General features: G+C 47.5%; 20 protein-coding genes and 1 pseudogene. 5 read left to right on the top strand and 16 right to left on the bottom strand.

What is annotated here, in order from left to right:
* Nucleotides 1–39: 39 nt before the first annotated feature.
* From GO755_RS41490 to GO755_RS20650, 12 genes and pseudogenes are all read right to left on the bottom strand, one after another.
* Nucleotides 40–2928 carry a PAS domain-containing protein gene (locus GO755_RS41490; protein ID WP_227687028.1) on the bottom strand — a complete coding sequence of 963 codons (2889 nt, stop codon included), beginning with the start codon at nucleotides 2926–2928 and terminating at the stop codon, nucleotides 40–42.
* Nucleotides 2929–3454: 526 nt separating this feature from the next.
* Nucleotides 3455–3640 carry a hypothetical protein gene (locus GO755_RS20695; protein ID WP_157587184.1) on the bottom strand — a complete coding sequence of 62 codons (186 nt, stop codon included), beginning with the start codon at nucleotides 3638–3640 and terminating at the stop codon, nucleotides 3455–3457.
* A 15-nt stretch (nucleotides 3641–3655) separates the two neighbouring features.
* Nucleotides 3656–3739, bottom strand: a pseudogene (locus tag GO755_RS42020) (hypothetical protein); the annotation flags it as partial.
* 16 nt (nucleotides 3740–3755) lie between these two features.
* A complete protein-coding gene (locus tag GO755_RS20690; protein ID WP_317165925.1) occupies nucleotides 3756–4298 on the bottom strand; it encodes a DUF6766 family protein in 543 nt (180 codons plus the stop codon).
* 135 nt (nucleotides 4299–4433) lie between these two features.
* The gene (locus tag GO755_RS20685; RefSeq protein WP_157587183.1) at nucleotides 4434–4958 is read right to left on the bottom strand and encodes a YciE/YciF ferroxidase family protein; all 525 of its coding nucleotides are present in this window, start codon (nucleotides 4956–4958) and stop codon (nucleotides 4434–4436) included.
* Between the two features lie 188 nt (nucleotides 4959–5146).
* Nucleotides 5147–6118, bottom strand: a complete 972-nt coding sequence (locus GO755_RS20680) for a gluconolaconase (RefSeq protein WP_157587182.1) — start codon at nucleotides 6116–6118, stop codon at nucleotides 5147–5149.
* Nucleotides 6115–7329, bottom strand: coding sequence for a PQQ-dependent sugar dehydrogenase (locus tag GO755_RS20675; protein ID WP_157587181.1), 1215 nt, complete (start codon nucleotides 7327–7329; stop codon nucleotides 6115–6117). Before GO755_RS20675 ends, GO755_RS20680 begins: the two co-directional genes overlap by 4 nt.
* 258 nt (nucleotides 7330–7587) lie before the next feature.
* On the bottom strand, nucleotides 7588–8100 hold the full coding sequence (locus GO755_RS20670) for a hypothetical protein (protein WP_157587180.1): 513 nt from the start codon (nucleotides 8098–8100) through the stop codon (nucleotides 7588–7590).
* 105 nt (nucleotides 8101–8205) lie between these two features.
* The gene (locus tag GO755_RS20665) at nucleotides 8206–9426 is read right to left on the bottom strand and encodes an OmpA family protein (RefSeq protein WP_157587179.1); all 1221 of its coding nucleotides are present in this window, start codon (nucleotides 9424–9426) and stop codon (nucleotides 8206–8208) included.
* 408 nt (nucleotides 9427–9834) lie between these two features.
* Complete coding sequence (locus GO755_RS20660) at nucleotides 9835–10722, bottom strand: YsnF/AvaK domain-containing protein (protein ID WP_157587178.1); 888 nt, start codon at nucleotides 10720–10722, stop codon at nucleotides 9835–9837.
* A gap of 65 nt (nucleotides 10723–10787) precedes the next feature.
* Complete coding sequence (locus tag GO755_RS20655) at nucleotides 10788–11225, bottom strand: YsnF/AvaK domain-containing protein (RefSeq protein ID WP_157587177.1); 438 nt, start codon at nucleotides 11223–11225, stop codon at nucleotides 10788–10790.
* Nucleotides 11226–11429: 204 nt separating this feature from the next.
* Nucleotides 11430–11771, bottom strand: coding sequence for a YtxH domain-containing protein (locus GO755_RS20650; protein WP_157587176.1), 342 nt, complete (start codon nucleotides 11769–11771; stop codon nucleotides 11430–11432).
* Between the two features lie 470 nt (nucleotides 11772–12241).
* On the opposite strand from GO755_RS20650, the gene GO755_RS20645 reads away from it, so the two are divergent.
* Nucleotides 12242–12616: a hypothetical protein gene (locus GO755_RS20645; RefSeq protein WP_157587175.1), complete on the top strand. Its 375-nt coding sequence runs from the start codon at nucleotides 12242–12244 to the stop codon at nucleotides 12614–12616.
* A 175-nt stretch (nucleotides 12617–12791) separates the two neighbouring features.
* A complete protein-coding gene (locus GO755_RS20640) occupies nucleotides 12792–13184 on the top strand; it encodes a hypothetical protein (RefSeq protein ID WP_227687018.1) in 393 nt (130 codons plus the stop codon).
* A 674-nt stretch (nucleotides 13185–13858) separates the two neighbouring features.
* Here the strand turns inward: GO755_RS20640 and GO755_RS20635 are convergent.
* From GO755_RS20635 to GO755_RS20625, 3 genes are all read right to left on the bottom strand, one after another.
* Nucleotides 13859–14116, bottom strand: a complete 258-nt coding sequence (locus GO755_RS20635; RefSeq protein WP_157587174.1) for a hypothetical protein — start codon at nucleotides 14114–14116, stop codon at nucleotides 13859–13861.
* Between the two features lie 303 nt (nucleotides 14117–14419).
* Nucleotides 14420–14722 (bottom strand): HU family DNA-binding protein, encoded by a 303-nt coding sequence (locus GO755_RS20630; protein ID WP_157587173.1) that lies wholly within the window; start codon nucleotides 14720–14722, stop codon nucleotides 14420–14422.
* A 102-nt stretch (nucleotides 14723–14824) separates the two neighbouring features.
* On the bottom strand, nucleotides 14825–15154 hold the full coding sequence (locus GO755_RS20625) for a hypothetical protein (protein WP_157587172.1): 330 nt from the start codon (nucleotides 15152–15154) through the stop codon (nucleotides 14825–14827).
* Nucleotides 15155–15429: 275 nt separating this feature from the next.
* Here GO755_RS20625 and GO755_RS41860 point away from each other — a divergent pair, with 275 nt between their 5' ends.
* From GO755_RS41860 to GO755_RS20615, 3 genes are all read left to right on the top strand, one after another.
* Nucleotides 15430–15558: a hypothetical protein gene (locus GO755_RS41860; RefSeq protein ID WP_262887022.1), complete on the top strand. Its 129-nt coding sequence runs from the start codon at nucleotides 15430–15432 to the stop codon at nucleotides 15556–15558.
* A 120-nt stretch (nucleotides 15559–15678) separates the two neighbouring features.
* Nucleotides 15679–15948 carry a helix-turn-helix domain-containing protein gene (locus GO755_RS20620; protein ID WP_157587171.1) on the top strand — a complete coding sequence of 90 codons (270 nt, stop codon included), beginning with the start codon at nucleotides 15679–15681 and terminating at the stop codon, nucleotides 15946–15948.
* Between the two features lie 2 nt (nucleotides 15949–15950).
* A complete protein-coding gene (locus tag GO755_RS20615; protein ID WP_157587170.1) occupies nucleotides 15951–16220 on the top strand; it encodes a hypothetical protein in 270 nt (89 codons plus the stop codon).
* 68 nt (nucleotides 16221–16288) lie between these two features.
* Here the strand turns inward: GO755_RS20615 and GO755_RS20610 are convergent, their stop codons facing one another.
* Nucleotides 16289–16924, bottom strand: coding sequence for a hypothetical protein (locus GO755_RS20610; protein ID WP_157587169.1), 636 nt, complete (start codon nucleotides 16922–16924; stop codon nucleotides 16289–16291).
* Nucleotides 16925–17140: the final 216 nt, after the last annotated feature.

The following is a 17140-nucleotide window of genomic DNA, read 5'->3' as shown; positions in this document are numbered from 1 at the left end:
TTTAAGTTGTGTATGCGTTACTCAACTGACCGGTTTAGGCTAAGCCGGTAAATACACACTAAAGGTGGCTCCCTGTCCGGGACTACTGTGGGCCGTAATGGCTCCGCCATGATTAGAAGCCACTTTCTCACAAATCGCCAATCCAATGCCGGTGCCCGCAAATTCATTCCGCCCATGCAATCGCTGGAACACTTTAAACAAGCGATCCAAATACTTCTCATCAAAGCCAATACCGTTATCGATCACATCGATCCGGTGATAGACCGGAGTTGACCATACGGGCTTTACCGAGGGAGGAAGTTCAACCGCCTGGACAAGTTGAGAACGAATGCGAATTTGGGGGATAATCTCTGCCCGATGAAACTTTAACGCGTTGCTCACTAAGTTGAGAAAAAGCTGCTCTAACTGCGACCGATCCCCCTCGACGATCGGTAGAGAATCAACCTCGACGACAGCCAAACTTTCTTGAATCCGCAGTTCTAAATCAGTTAGTACTGACTGGATCACCTCACGCATTTCCACCGAACTCACTGTATCTCGTTGGGTGGAGATGCGTGAGAAGTCAAGTAAATCCTTAATGAGCCTGGACATGCGGCTAGCGGCTGACTGCATCCGCTCCAGATAGCTAACTCCTTCGCCCAATTGGTCAGCATACTGAGACTTAAGCAAGTCCCCAAATTGTTGGACTTTGCGCAGGGGCTCCTGCAAATCATGAGAAGCCACATAGGCAAAGCGTTGTAAATTCTCATTTGAGCGCATCAACTGCCCGCTGGCCTCTTCTAATTCTTCATTGATGGCCGCGTATTCTTCATTACTGGCCTCCAATTCTTCATTGATAGCCGCTAATTCCTCGTTCGTGGCAGCCAGCTCTTCGGTGCGCTCCTGTACCTGCTGTTCCAGAACGAGCTGACTATTCCGTTGGATCGTAATATCCTGAGCGGTACCATTGAGCCGAACCGCTTTCCCATTAGTATCAAAGACCGTCTTTCCCTGGGCATGCAGGACTCGTCTCTGGCCCGTCTGAGGATGAATGACGGTATAAATTTCATTATAAATTCCGTTAGATTCAGGATGAAGTGCCCAGGCGATGGCCCTATCAACCCGCTCTTGATCGCTGGGATCCAAAATAGGAATCACCTGAGTGTAGTCCTGCGCTTTAGGATCATAGCCAAACCACTCAATCAAGCGGTCTGAATAGGTCAGTCCATGGGTGGCTACATCAATGCTCCAGGTACCTAGTTGTGCTAACTCGATGGCCCCCCGCAGGCTGGCTTGGGTTTCTTCCAGCTTTTGCCGATCCAGTACCTGTTCGGTGACTTCGATCACCGTGAAAATAACCCCATACGGCTTCCCAGTGGTGTCAAACAGCGGCTTATAAGTATAATCGTAATAACCCCAATAGGACTCACCCTGCTTGAGGAGCTCAATGCGCTCGGCCACTTCCACATGAATCTCGCCGGTGGCCAGTACTCGTCGGTACTTCTCCAGTAGGCGAGTCTGTTTTAATTCGGGGATGGCTTCCATGATGGGCTTTCCCAGGATCGAAGCATCCCGCCCGAAGATGGCAAGCATCTTTTCATTGGCTTCCCGTAGGATCATATCCTCTCCAATATAGACCAGCTTGGCGACGGGAGAGTTGTAGAAGACGGTGCGGGAAAAGCGCTCGCTCTCCTGCAAGGCTTGTTGGGCCAGCACCTGCTCGGTCACATCGACTGCCATATCCAGAATGGCATAGACCTGGCCCTGCTCATCCACGATGGGCTGATAGGCGAAATTGAAGTAAAAGTTACGTACCTGGCCGTCGATTACTAAATCGCAACGATCAGCCATGGCCTGGTAGGCTTGGCCGGTCGTATACACCTGGTCCAAAATGTTGAGGAAAGGTTGCTCGGCCAATTCGGGCAGCACCTCCGCTAACGGTTTACCAAACACATCAGGCCCTTTCCCCCAAAAGCGGAGCATAGGCCCATTGGCCAGCTCAATGGTTAAATTTTTTCCTACGAACAAGCCGGTGGCCACGGGTGCCTGCTCAATCAAGGAGCGGAATCGGGCTTCCCGATCAGCTATTAGTTGCCGGCTTCGTACCTGCTGAGTCACATCGGTTACTACCACGAGCACACCCGAAATACGTTCCTCACGAGTCTTTGGATCGATTTCCCGCCGGGGCTGATAGGTCATATCCACATAAATCGTTTCCGGTTGATGGTGGCGAACCAAGTTAACGGCTGTTTCAGAAGCGATATAAGGAATACCCGTGGCGATCACCTGCCGGAGTAGTTCCTCAAAGCCTTGGCCCTTGATTTCGGGCAGTGCCTCCAATAAAGGTTTACCAAGGAGTTGCCCGGGTGTTCGGCCGACGAGCTGGCCATAGAAGGGGTTGGCCATGCGGAACGTTAAGTTCTCTTCGTTAATGATGGCAATGCCTACGGGAGATTCTTCGAAGGAATCCAGTATCTGCCGTTGCGCCTGCTGCGTTTCCTGGCGGGCAATAACGGACCTGGTGGTTTCGGTACACGTGACAAACACACCACGGGGATGCCCTGATTCATCACTGACGGGGCTATAGCTAAACGTCCAGTACACATCTTCCATCTGGCCGTTCCGGTAGATGGGCAACAGTTGATCTTCGTTCCAGGTAGCGCCCTGACCGGCCAGCACCTGATCGATCAGAGGTTTAATAAATTCCCAAATTTCGGGCCACACCTGGGCTCCGGGTTTGCCAAGCGCGTACGGATGCTTTCCGTCATTACCCAGACTAGGCCGGTACGCATCGTTATAAAAACAAAGGTGCTCGGGTCCCCAAAACAGGAACATGGGAAAGCGAGAGTTGAGGAGTATGCTGAGCGTTGTCCGCAGGCTTTGGGGCCATTGATCGGGTGTTCCCAGGGACGTCATCGTCCAGTCATACCTGCGGGTGAGTTCACCCATTTCTCCACCGCCCTTTAAAAAGGGATACTCATCTTCAGTAGTCGTTATTCCCACAGTTAATAAAAGAATGGCTTGATCCTACCTGTACGTAGTTTCTTGATCTTTTACCTGAATTAAAACCACTTACTCATTCGGGCCCTAAGTCACAAGCAAGGTCCACATCCGTTGATTGTGAGTGACAAAAGTAATTCTTGTTGCAAATAACCTAATCGAATAAAATATAGTTTTATCCTACGGGAAACTGCTTTGTGATAAGCAGTTAAGCAACCTGCAGAAATTATACAATTCTCTATTCTCTCGCTACACTTTACCCTAAAACCGTTGACCGGCATTTTTCTGTCTCTGCGAGTGGATTCCCAATGGGTAGTTATACAAACTTGAGTAAAAAGTGGGTAATTGGTTTTAAAGTGAGGTTTTCTAATTAAGTCATATCGCTTCCAATCGTCTTCTCTCGATCATCCAGTGCATTGGTTGCCAAAAGCTGTATAGAATAGGGTAAATGAGCTTTGGGATTGAAGACTACCGCTTAATCACATTCAAGCAAGGCCTCCTTATGCTGATCACTTAACGGCAGTTCAGCAACCTGACTCAAAGAATCCGCCAATTCAACTTTGCCGGAGAATCCGATGTGTTGGAGCCTCTTTTTTGAAAAAGCTTCTTGAAGAATTCCATTGAAAAAATGGTATCGACTATAGGTAATGAGATGAGCCATAAACTTGGTCCCCGTTCAATTAGTCTCCTGTCTGCTGATTTGGTGCATCGACCGGCTTGGATTGAGGCGACGCAGAAAAATAGAGAGGATCACAATTGAGAGTACGGAGAGAAACTCACTCTGCCAGTTTTGCCGCGACTGAAATCAGAATTCGCTCGTCCCCATGAATTGCATAAGCGTCAGCATCTGGGTTTTTTCCCATCAAGGCTTGTTCGACGTTATACTGCTTAACGCCCCCAATCGCGTGTAGCCAGAACGATAAACCAAATAGCAAAAAATAGACGATACTAAGGGAATTCTGATACAGTTTTAAGTGCCATTTACCCTGCTGAACCGGCCAGGACGCTCCTCGGCGTTTCGCTGAAGGAACGCGGTCCCCTTCCTCGGGTTCAGAAAGGCTTTTTGATTCAGAAGATCCTTTTTGAACCAGGGAAACGGTTAGTAGCACATAAAGCCCCATTTGTAACAATTCACCTTCCCCGTTTTCAAAGATAGCTTCAATACAATGATCGCTCGTCAAATAAGCGGGTAAGGAAAGCGGAGAGCGTCCATAATCAGCCAGTTCATCGTTAAATTCATGCCTGCCAACCACAATCTGTCCGGCTAAGGTTAAAACTGTCAGCAGGAACAGGATGAGGGACAGACTATTTTCATACAGAATTTTTCATCAGAACGTTAAGCCTGTCAAGTAATGGCGCGCCTTATTCTACTAGGATATTTTTAATAGTCAGCCAACAAGTAGTAAAGGATCGGGCCTTTACCACCTGTTGGCTAGGTTGGTCCTGGAAACGACTTAGGCAGGTTCTTGACTGGCTAACACATTCACCGAGCTTTCGGCAATCTGGGTTAATAATTCATCCGTTGTCTTTTCTTCGGCTAACGTCTGCTCCAAAAGACTGACAGCTTCCGAGTGGCCTAAGACACTCGCCAGTGTTTTGAGTGTACCGTAGGAAGCGATCTCGTAGTGTTCCACCTTTTGAGCCGCTGAGATTAATGCCGCATCACGTGTCAACGTTCCTTCGTCAGTATCTTCCAGCAGTTCTTTGGCTTCTTTGACCAAACCATCCATCGCCTGACATTTTTTAGCAGTTGGCTTTTCACCAATAGCGGCAAAGACCTGCTCCAGACGGGTAACGTGTCCCTCAGTTTCAGCCAGGTGTTTTTCAAAGGCGGCTTTTAACTGCTCAGACGTAGCGCCTTTGGCTAGTTTAGGCAGATTTTTTACCAGGTGTTTTTCGGCCCAGTAAATATCTTTCAGTTCATCCTGAAACAATTCAGTTAAGGCACCTTCCTGTTCGGTTTTGGTTTTAGTTGCCATGGTCGTTGAGTTGATTTAGTTGAGTTAATGTAACATGCTTAGGTTCTATTTGTTTCGTTATTCTCGGATTGTGTACAGCTTTATATACACCAAAATTTAGGTTATGACCCTTTAAAGTACTTTTAAAAACTAACAAGAATACTAAAGAATCGTGGTCAACCTAAGCTGACTTTCTATAGTTTAACGAATTATTTTTTGGGTTTTGGAACGGGTTTAAGTACCGCCAGCTGAAGCGCGAATTTCTTAGCCGGGATCGCATTACTGTCAACCAGTTCATTGAATTTGGCATTCATTACCCAAATGTCCTTTCCATTCCGGGTAGCTGTAGAGGGATAGGTAAATCGATCCGCAATTAAGGTCGTACTAGCCAACTGAGCGCTTTGCCAATTATCCTCGGTCGTTATCTGAAACACTTTGTCATTACCCCCATTCACCACCATCGTCAGCCGATTGTTGCCCGATAGCAATAAACCATCTGCGCCTAGAAAGTATTGGTCGATGGCGACCTTCTGTACGTTTTGAGGATTACTAATGGGTACTTTATACAACTGACCGGTATTGCTGTTATCCACCAGTAAGAAGCCGCTGGGATGATACACAATCCCGTTGAGGCCAATGCCCTGGGTCTCAAATTTCTTGTCTTTGGCAAGGACCGACGCCTGACCGTCCGGCGTAATTTTGTAAATCGCGTGCGCAAAACTATCTGTCATATAAATCGTACCGGTAGGATCAAACGTAAGGTCATTGGGGAAATGTTTACCGGGCACTAGACCCGACAGGTCAACATCGGATAGGCGTTTCCCACTCGTCAGATCGACGCTGATCAGCCGGATCATTTTGCGCCGGGTATCGGCAGAAGTAAACTTACTATAGTTGGCATCACCCACACAGGCAAATAAACGCTTGCCATCAGGATGGATTTTCAAACCGTAGGTGGATTTTAAACTACTGTCGGCGTGTAACACCGAATAGACACCCTGCGGGCTTACCTTTCCAATGGTACCTGTACGAGCCGACGAGACGTAGTAGATCTGGCGAACACTATCATAGGCGATGCCTTCGGGGTAGCTGTCAGGCGCATCAAAGTCAATTCGGGTCGTTGGCTTAATGGCAATACAGCCATAGAACAACAAAAAGCACAGGAGAAGTGGCTTATTCATAGAGCTGTTCGTTTAACCGCGTAAATAACTCCATTGGCATCATCCGATACATAGACCACACCCGATGGGGTTACGGTGATACCCGCTGGTCGGCCAAAGCGGGCTTTTCGCTTGAAGAGTAGAAAACCGGGTTTTAGAAACCCCGTTAAGAAGTCGGAGGTGCTAGTTGCCACACCATTTTCGAAATGGATGCGCTGCACTTTAAAGCCAACGGGTTTGCTCGCGTTCCAGGAGCCGTGCCAGGCCACCAGGCCGTCTCCGGCGTAGTCAGCCGGAATGTTAGCCGCTTTGCCGAAAAACTGGAAGCCGATCGGGGCCTGGTGAGCCCGCAGCTCCAAGGTAGAGGGTTCGGTGTTTTTCACCCACTCTTCTTTGGTATCGCCAGCGGGATCTTCCCGGCTCTGGTCCACCTCTCGTTTTCCATACGCCAGGGGAAATCCATAGTTGCCCCCTTTCACAATATGATTGACTTCTTCGGGCGGCCATTTGTTACCTTTGCCATCCCCGCCATTGTCGATACCCCATAGCTCACCGGTTTGGGGATGCCAGTCAAAGCCAATCGTATTACGAAGGCCGGTGGCAAACATCGTGCGTTTCCAACTAGTGGGGTTTACCTGTAAAATGGAAGCCATTTCCTTATCACTTTCCTTACAATCATTGCACTCGCTTCCCACCGAAATATAAAGCAGGCCATCGGGGCCAAAATCGATGGTTCGGTTGGGGTGCTGGCCGCCATTGGGCAGATCGTCGATCAGGGTTTCCCATGTTTCGGTCAGAGTACCATCGGCTTTCAGCTGGTAGCGACGCAATTGATTGTTGTTGCACAAATACATCCAGCCATCTTTGATGGTAATGCCGTGCACGCCTTTAAAATCGGCGGCCACCGTTACTAAGTCATCAAATTTGGTATCGTTGTTGGTGTCCTTTAAGAGTAACACATCCCCGGCATCCCGGCGGGTGATGTAGAGCTCCCCGTTTGACCCCGTATAGAGCATCCGGGGTCTTCCTAAACCGCTGGCCGCCACGCTGACTTGCCAGCCATCGGGTACTTTTAATAACTTGACGAGTTGAGGCAGAAAATCCAGGTGTTGAGCGTACTTGGTCACCAGAATAGACCTGGTTTTTTCTTTAGGCGGCAGGCCCCGCTGGGCCAAGGCCAGCCCGTCGAGCCCCCATAAAGCGAGGAGAAGGGTACCTGTTTTTAGGTGCATAGTCCGTATGTCGTTGAATAAAGGAAGCTAACCGGGTAATCCAATACGTTCAGCAGATGCTAAACCAGCCAATCGCGGCTACCGGTTGTGAACTTACTAATGAGGCACTAACACGCTGGTCAGAAAAATATCCGCTCCCTCAGTGGCATACTGAGGAAACGGTTCCTCTAGGTAACCCCACTTCATCTCAGTTAGTCGCTTGTACAGAAATTGACCAACTCTTTTGTGATTAGACATTCGCTTTTCTAGTAACAAAACTTACGGCTGATCCCTAACGACTGCTTTAGCTGGGGGTGGGATGACTAGCCTGGGGTTGAAGATTGGAAATAAGCGATGAATGCTGGCCTCAGTTAATTGATCCGTGGGCACAAAATACCAGTGTTTGCCTTTATTCATGGACACCGCTAACTGATACCCTCTTAGCTGGACAAAGCTTGGTTTTTGGGGAATTGTCAACACGTAAGGTACCAACGCATGTAACTCTTTACCCGCTTTGTAGATGGTTCCTGGTTTTTCAATCAGTATATGAATAGGCTCGGTAGACATGGGTGGTGCCTGCTGCTTGAGTACGGCCAGCATTTTTTTGGGACCACCCAATAAGTCAACCAAACGAGGATAGGTAAAGGTAAGCACCGTTTTATAGTCTCCCTGGACACTAGCCTGAACCGCTTTATATGCTTGTTGCTGAAGGATATCGGGCAAGGACTGGCTGAGAGATTGCCCAGACAACAGGCAACTGATTGCTACAAGTAGGCTCGTAAACGGCAACATAACGCAACGGACTTGGGCTGGGTAAGCTATTCGGAAATTCTTCTTTGCCAGTTCAAAGTAAGTCAGTAACGACCGTATTTAAGAAAATAAACATAATTAATTTGGCTAGAGCTTAGTAATAACCACGTCAATTCTACGGTTCTTCTGGCGACCCGCCGGGGTCTGGTTGCTGGCCACCGGTTTGGTATCGCCCCGCTCCCGGGTGGTCACCCGGTTGGCAGCAATACCACCCTGAATGAGTGCCTGTTTCACCACGCTGGCTCGTTGGGCTGACAAGGGATCGTTAAGGGCATCATCACCCGTACTATCGGTATTACCTTCAATGCGGATGGCCAGACTTGGGTAGGCCTGCATAATCTGGATTAGATCATCAACATGGGGACGGGCCTGGGCGGTTATCCGCGCCGAATTGGTCTCAAAGGTCAAATTATCAAACGTAAACAGGCGTGGCGTTTGACTATTTTTGTTCGCTAGATAGCGTGCTAAGCTGTCGTTGAACGAATGCTCGACTAGGCTGAGTTTACGGCCACCAGGCAAATCGACACCCACCCGCACCTGAGCTTCGTTGCCGTCCAAATCACTGGCTACGGAGTCGGTGACAGTTGACGAATTGACTGATCGTGTGATTTTCTCGTCTTGACAACCGCGTAATAAGAAAAACAATAGCAATAACAAGGCCAGCGCTAGTAATAACCACCGCCACCAGGGAGCACCAGCTGGTTCATCCCCGTTTTTGACAACGGGAGCTGTCTCGGGCTGTAGCGACCTGGTACTTGCGGGTAGGGGTGTGCCAATCAACCAACCCAGGCTCCCTGCTAAAACCGCTGGGATAGCGCTTCGAACAGAATCTGTTTCGCCCAGCAACAGCGCGGTCAGTTGCGTTTGAGTTAGATTTCGGCTCCTAACCTGCTGATGCAAAAAGCCCATTAGCACCGACATCACCAGCCCCGTTAAGGTGCTGGCCGACCCCAGCCCAACACCACTGTACTGAGCTGTTGATTCAGCCAGATGGGTAGGCCGGTCGGAATAGAGCTGATTTAAGAGCGCATTACCCGAGTCCGCAGATTTCTGGCGATGATTACCTGTCCCGACTAGCTGGCTCATCGTGGGATCGGTCGCAAAGGACGTGTCGGCCAGCAACTGATACAATCTAATGGCACCTTCCTGATCGGAGACCCGATTAATAACGCCCGCCGTTACCGTGGGAATTAAGCCATCGAGCGCTTTTTGGGTTGGTGCCGTAGCTTCGCCAATAGACTGGGCTAGTTCACTGACGGAAGTGGGGGAAAAAACGGACCGAAGGTGGTCGAGTAAGAAACTGCTCATACTAGTGGCGTTAGGTTAAGGGTTTAAAGGGTTGGGTATATACGGGTGTATGTTATGCTGTTGTTTACCGGATGATCAGATCAATAGGGTTACGCTACACAACTCAGGCAAAAGGATGTGTCAAAGTGGCTATTGGACAGGCCTGCTGGTAGCCAAACCAGTTGGTTTGACGCCAACTGATTTCCTCATTTCCCCTGGGAGCGGTTTGATCCGCTACCAAGCTGGTTAGGTGGCTACCCAGTCTATAGTCTCGATACCAGGTCAGGAAACGTAAACTTGGGCTTGTTCCGGTAACCAGCGGTTTTCGTCGCCAACTTAGAGAACCATGTAAAAGAGACGGTTTGAATGGGCGGAAAAAGCCTGGTGCCTAAGCGATCCTACCTTCAACCCCCACCCAAACCGATCTATTTACTTTGTGGCGTAAGTTACCTCATTGGAATCCGTTTCTGCTGGCGAAGTTGAAACGTCTGTAGTCCCCAGATTCTCCACATCCACTTCCGTTTTACGAACCGTATCACGGATGACTTCCTCGCGTTCGTTTACTTCTTTCCCCACAGAGATTTCTTCCACAACATTCGCCGTTTTAGAAACCACTGGTACTTCGGCGTGTTCGGTTAATTCGATTTGTCCATCCTGAAACGCGTTCAGCTCAGCCGCCGTAGCAGGCCGGTTTACCGGCGTACGGTTCACCGTCACCCGCTCTTCACGCAGTCGAATACTCTCTTCAATAGGCTTGGCTACGATGCGGCTGCGCAGCCGTACTCCTCCGGTTTCGACCGTCCGTTTGCCAACTTCCAGATTCTCCTCGATTACCTTTAGCGTTTGATCGCCGTCCAGGTCGGTTACAGGTGCCGTTGTATCAAACCGCGTGGTCGGTGCGGTATACCCATACTCAACGGCACGTTCATTTACATCCACCGCGCCAGCCTCATCCAGAATGTCGGCAGCCTGCTCGGCCTGGTCATCCGTGTCCGTATGCACGGTCACAATGGAGCCCCGACTGCCTACAGTTGAATACTTCTTGGTATCCTCCTCATCGTCACTGCCAAATAGCGAACTAAAGAAATTACCCACGCTGCTGCCGACATCTTTGGTGTCATCGACCAGTTCTTCAGTGCGTGTACCAGAGGTGTTGACGTGTCGATCTGGAATCAACTCATCTGAACTTGTGGCATTGCTGCTCAGGCCCGCCGACAAATCGATGCTACTGCGGCTAAAGCCACTACTGATTAATTGGTCAACGGCTTGTTGAGCCTCGGAGGCATTATCGAAAATGCCGATTACTGTGTGTGCCATACGTTTTGGGTTTTGTTGAGTTTTGCATTAAGAATAATAAACACTGATTTGTTAGCTAGAGCCTTTTAAACCGGACGTTCGGAATTGATCGGTGTCCGCTCCACAACAATATCCTCCTGGCGCAGGATGACCGTTTGAGATTCTCGGGTTTGAGTTTGCTGACGGGTTACCCGAATTTCTTCAATGAGTAAGAGTCGTTTTTGTACCACCAGCACTTCTTTCACAACGGGGTATATAGTCGTATGGCCTTCCTGACGAGGAACGGGCAACTCGTCGACATATTCATCACGGGCCACACGTTCGACGGTGTACTCCTCCCGCAGGAGCGGAATCGTTACGGTTTCCTCAGTCTCGTGCACCGTTTTGGTGAGCGTTACGCGGCCGGTTTCAATCGGCTGAGTAGACACGTGTAGCTGCTCAGCAATCCGAGCCATATGTGTGGGGGCACCTGAGTCAGGGAAAGTACCGTCGGTTAATGAGCCGGATTCAGGTAATGCGTTCATGAGCACAAAAAGAAATGATCATTACTTTACGTCGATACATACTGAGATGACCAGTTTGTTCTTTTTATAATATCGCCTAAAAAACTAGAAGTGGTATCGCCAATTTTGATCGCAAAATCTTGGTTGGAAATAAACCTGGTTTTCCACCCACTGCCTATAATCAATGCCACCTTGATTATAGGCAGTGGGTGACTTCCACTTTATTCACAGTTGTTCTACAGGCCTTAGCGATTCATCCACGTTAGTGGGGTATTCTTCCTTAACCGTTCGACGTGCTATGTCCTCCTCCGTCATGTACTTATCCAGCTTACCAGCCTCCATATCGGTAAAGAGATTTGGTTCGGACTTGAACAGGCTGGACTTTGTTTTCACTTCGTCAATCGCCTGTTTAGCCTGCGAGACCGTTTTATCCCACTGTTCTTTTAATCCTTTGGTGCGCTGGTTAGCGGCATCGGTCAATTGAGAACGGGTTTCTTTACCCGAACGGGGCGCCGTTAGATAGCCAATCGCTAATCCGGCGGCAATTCCGGTCAATAATGTTTTCATGGTTTAACCTGGATTGATGTCTACCGCTGACTTTGTAAAAACCGTGCCATCAAGGAAAAAAGCCGAATGCAGCCAATGGTCTATAATAGGGAAAGAAATGACTCTATCTGTTGTGGCTAGATACTGTGGTTATATGACCACAGGAGTGGGGAATTGAGCGACCATAGAAAAGAATGCTAAACAACCAGCATCAACGATTGGTTGGTAAACTGTAGTTAAGCGTAGGTTCTCACGAACCAGCTCACGGCACATGAAGCTCTTGAGGGGAAACTATTGTTAACACTAGAAATTATCCAGTTGCTGGGACCAATAAGACTGTCCTATGCGGTGTTGGCCCGTTGACCGCGTGGTTGACCAATGCCCAAGTTGTCTGGCCTAGGCATTGATCGTTGGTAACAGCGAATGGATAAGTCCTGGAAACGAAGGCATTTACGACTACTCTATACGTTACGGTTAAAACCTGGATGACGATGAAAAAGATAGGGATGTGGCTTACTATTCTGGGTGGTTTGCTGGTCTGCTGTAATGCATTGGGTCAAACTGAACCCACTTCGGAAAAGATGCCGATTCATGAACGGATGGCCAAAGCCCGGGCTGCGAAAGCTACTAAAAAGGGGATCAACGGATTGAGTACTTCCGGAGCTACGGTACATGAAACGCAGGCAAAGTCGAACCCGCCTGTGGGGGCGTTGACACAACAGAAGGCTATTCCAGCGGACTATACCGCCCCGATTGTTAAATCACTGAAAGGTCCTAATGGGGAAGTTGTCCACACCGGAGAGAAGGGGGGTAAGTACTATATTAATAAGAACGGGAATAAAACCTATTTGAGTAGCAATCAATAACACCCGTTCGGCTTTAGCCACTCACCCGGTGAGTTTAAGAGCGCGTGAGAGCAAAACAATCAGTCGGCCTGTCGGTTAGGTATGCACTAAGGCAGCCCGGCTGCTAGCCTAAAAACAGGTGATCATGTTTGAAACGATTATGAATCTGGTTCAGTAACATGCTGGTCAGGCCGTAGTGAATAACCCGGCCATTCCCAATGATCAGAACGATACCGTTCTGCAAACCGTCACGAGGAGTATCCTTAGTGGGCTTGGTCAACAGTGCCCGGGAGGTGGTTTAGGCAGTTTGCTGGGTATGGTGAATGGTCAGGGTGGTAACCTGGCAGATCATCCCGCTATGCAGGGCGTACAACAGACGGTCCAGCAGGATTTGATGAGCAAGTTAGGGATCTCCCCGCAGGTTGCCCTGTCAGTGGCTAGCTCCCTGGTGCCGATAGTCCTGAATAAATTGATGCACAAGGCGAATGATCCCAATGACTCGAGTGTCGACATGGGGAGTCTGATGAATTCGTTCGGCGGTCAAGGTGGTGGACTAGGGGGTATGTTAGGCGGTCTATTTGGTAAGTAAGTTGGCAGGCCATATAGCGCCCTTTTATTATCGCTGTTCGATTCAGAGCAGTTCATCAGCCTAAAATCGCCAAACGATGAAGGCTAATGGATAGGATAGCTCTCCAACCTCCTGTTAATTTTCGGTATGTAGAATCGTTATTGAGGCAGATCTCTACCCGTTCGTGGGTGGAGATGACTACGTTCGGTCTTTGGACGGGTTTATTCCATTTTTAAAACAGCCTACTTAAGACAGGTGTGTTTTAGCCGAAAGGCAGGATGTATTCCCATCTGGGTGATGGTTGTTGAGAACTAACTACTAGTTTGAATACAAAACGACTAATGAAGGGTTCGCTTAGGTACTACTCCTTCTGGAAAAGTACATGTATCACCTCTCTTAATTGTTTAATTCAAAGTCTACTCTGACCACTACTGAAAAGCGAAAGGTTTGTGGGATAATCGCCATCTGCCGAAGGGCATCATTATCATAACCCATTGGCTGAACCTGATTAGTACGAAAATTTCCGCGGTACGAATAAAAACTTCATTCTCCCCTACGTCACTAATTCGCACGATCCGCTTGATAGGATGGGATGTAACCTTGCAGCTTGATTTGCCTTTTCCTGGGCTCGTGCTACCGCTTGATAAACTACTGCGGGTCTACTTGTTTAAGTCAGCTTACGTAGAGCACTTTGCTTACACTTGAAACAGAATCTGTTCCCATTCCTGTTGGAGCGCCTTTAAGGGCTCCATCAAGGAAGCGCCGCCGAAAGCTTTGGCAGGAAGTAAAATGTGGCTTCCGTCACTTTCCGACAGGACGATATTTTTTAACCGCCAACCCCGGTTAGCCATTTTGGTTAGGGTTTCAAAACAGGCTTCCATATCTGGCCCTCCATAACCAAATTCGTGATACTTTCCCATTGGGCTAATACAAGAGAAGTAGAGACTAGTCATGCTCATAGGAGTTAGTAGCTATTCCAGTTATTGAATCTAGCAAATATAGTCTATACAAATGCCTGAAAATTAGGCGATGGCCATCGAAAAGCTATTCGGAGAAGGCCGATGCTGAGGCTAACTGTACGGGATCTGCATTGCGGTTGTTAATTATTAACCAAGATTATTTGGCAACGTTCTTCGCTCTACGATTAGGTATAGCGTGTTATAATCCTCTTAAATACAGCTGTTTAGGTAGGTTGTAAAAGTGGCAATCGCTCACCTCATCACGAAAGAAACACTGCCGCTAGATAGACGAGCTTTTCACTTTTTTCTTTTTACAAGTATTTCCTGCCCTCTTACTTGTTTAGTGAATTCAAGACTCGGCTTGAAAGCAGGTATTTTATGAGCTGCAATCGTGACAGCCGTATTCTGGGTGATATTACGCGCTATTTTTTGAGCGCGTTGTTTGAGAATGAAACTCCCAAATTTGCGGATATAAATGGGCTCGCCTTCGCCTAAGGCGCTTTTGACGATCTCAAAAAAGTCTTCAAGAATAAACCTGACTCTGTCTTCATCAATACCACCTTGCTCACTGATACGGCGAATTATATCTCTTTTAGTCATACTCAAGAGCTTAAAAGCTGAGGTTTACGTTTTTTAAAGCCTTCGGACGGGATCTATAGGGTATAAGAGAGGATTACCCTCAAGTCATCTTAGTAGAATAGGCTAAAAAAGCAGCAAAATAGTCTGGTTGATTTGTTCCTTCAACTGACTATGGACGTTGATATAGTCAGCTGTTTCTTGTAAGCCCGCTTTCACGCCGAGCGTTTTCTGATAGCGGGCACGCATGATCCGAAGTTCAGAATTGCCGATATTAACCATCCTGGGCCAAACTCTACGAACGATTGTATAATTATAGCCGCTTTGTTTCAGATCCCAGATCAGCTTTTGTAAGCGTTCATATCCTGCTTCGAGCGAGACAGGTTCCTGTGTTGCTTGTATCGCCTGCACTTTATTATTTTCTGCTCGTATCTGAGCGATTAACATTGCTTTCATAGACTTGCCGTTTCATACAAAGTAGAAGTTTCAAAGTAAGTTTTAAATAGAAGATAGGCCAACAAAATCGACAGAAAGAGAGAGAACATCGATAGATTGATAAAATCTCCACCTATATCCTTACCAGACCATATGTCTATTGCTTAATTTATGTGCAACACGCATACACCGTTCTCATTGGTACAAGATAGCTAATTATCACCCCATTAGTTCATAGTGCTGAACAATATTTCCCTAAAATATTCTGTATACGGTTTTCGGTAATAACCAACGTTATGCGACCTGAGGACACCGCCCCGATTGCCTGTATTGTGGATGATGACGCTGATTATCGATTAATGCTCCAAATGATTTTCAATCGGTTTTTCCATCTCCTTCGCCAACCAATTATTATAAGCGTATAAAATTTTTAATCTGCTTTGAAAAAGGGTATTTTTCCCGTTTCGCAGTCATTATCTATTCTATAAAATTGTTCTGAATAAAGCGCCTTAGCATTGAACACATCAATTTACTGAAAACTTTTAATGGGAGTCATCTGCCTGCATGATGCGGCTTTCTATGCTCTTGTTGAAGAGGTCGTAGGACGCTTGCGAAAAGAGCATAATTGGGAAACGGAGCAATGGATTTCCGATGAGCAAGCCATGCAACTGCTCAACATCAGGTCCAGAACGACCTTGCAGAAACTGCGTGACGAGGGACGGATACGATTTTCACAGCCGCAGAAGAAAATCATTCTCTATGACCGGTCCTCAATTAATGCTTATCTTGAGCAGAACGCAAAAGACACGTTTTAGTCATGGAAGACAACAATAAAGTTGAACCGGATTACTTAAAAGGCTTCAATGAAGGGTATGTAATTGCCCAGTCCGTGCCAGATCTTGCCGAACAATTAGTTAAGGTTCAAACCGATAGTCAACGCATGGCTGGATTTAAGGCCGGTCGTGACCAATATGTAACTGAGCGTATGCGGGAGCATTTACCATCCTGGCTTAAAGCCGATCGTTCGATAAAAGAGCAGGAGAGTCCTTCTAAATCAAAAGACCGCGATATAGAACCAGAGAAGTAACAGTCTTTTTTAGTGCAATGATTTACTTACTGTGAAATGATCAGGGAGCAAACAGCCAAGCACGAAGTTTAATCCCGATCTAAATCTTTGTCTTTATCGATAGTCCTATCGGTTTTTTCCGCCGCTCGTGTATAGCTTAACCCTTGCATAAACCGCTGAGACATGGACATTTGTTTCTTATGAGTCGGGTCGTCTTTTAGTTTACCTGCCTGTTGTGAAGCTATCATGCCGCTCATAACATCCTGTGATTGATCAAGATCATCTTTTTGTCTATCAGGGGTTTGCTTTTCCTCGAGCTTTCTTGCTGGAATTGCGAATAAGTTTCTCTGGGGTTGATCTTCTGACGATATAGTCGTTTTCTCTCCTCCACGCCCTATGTCTTGCCTATCTGGTTCTGGTACAAATTCGGGCCCTCGTAAATAAGCCGGTAATGTATAGGATTTATCGGATGACGGGGGATCTTCGTAATTCATCAATTGTTGAAAGTGATTTTCATCTAAGTCTGCTAGCTCCTGATTAAATCGCGCTTCCAAATTCGCTCTCTCCTTGCGGAGTAATCTATCGGCATAATTAACTCCATATTTTTGGGAATATTCAGCGTGTCGCTTTCGAAAATTGTCCCATTCCCTGGCGTGGATCGTCGTTAAATCCACGGTGTCTTTACGGTGCTGCGCTTTAAGGTCTAGTTCTTCATCTTCAGTCATAATAGAAACGCATTAATTAGGATTAGGTCTTGACAATCAGCACTATTATGCTAATATAAGAAAAAGATTTTACCAGTTTAATTGAGGAGCGCCTGGACTGGTGGCAGAAAATAGTGGATGCAGAGCGCTTTGTGGTTGAGCAAGCTGAAGCTGCCTAAAGAGGCCGTTTAAATGCGGTTTACTGGGATGATTTACAAGTTGAAGCAACGACGTTGC

Source organism: Spirosoma arboris, from assembly GCF_009754945.1.
Taxonomy (GTDB): domain Bacteria; phylum Bacteroidota; class Bacteroidia; order Cytophagales; family Spirosomataceae; genus Spirosoma; species Spirosoma arboris.
The sequence above is the reverse complement of the archived record's forward strand: the minus strand, read 5'-3'. Positions and strand labels throughout refer to the sequence as shown.